This is a genomic window from Desulfocurvus sp. DL1XJH-121 (assembly GCF_054819825.1).
Map to the genome: position 1 here is coordinate 1 of NZ_JBTVWW010000107.1, position 267 is coordinate 267.

Below are 267 nucleotides of genomic sequence, written 5' to 3' on the forward strand. Positions count from 1 at the left end.
CCGGCAGCGGCGCGCTGGTGCCTGACGCCACCAACGGCGCGGTGATCCTGCACGCTTACGTTCAGAACACCTTCGGCGGTCTGGGCAGCTTCTTCCTGGCGGCGCTGATCTTCATCGCCTGCATGGTGACCGCGGTAGGCCTGACCTGCGCCTGCGCCGAGTTCTTCGCGCAATACCTGCCGTTCTCCTATAAGACGCTGGTGTTTATTCTGGGCCTGTTCTCGATGGTGGTCTCCAACCTCGGCCTGAGCCACCTGATCCAGATCT

1 protein-coding gene is annotated in these 267 nt (G+C 62.5%); it reads left to right on the forward strand.

Features of this window, described 5'->3' with window-relative positions; all coding sequences use genetic code 11:
• On the forward strand, positions 1–267 hold a 267-nt coding region (locus tag ACYYG1_RS17500), incomplete at both ends, for a branched-chain amino acid transport system II carrier protein (protein ID WP_461211617.1).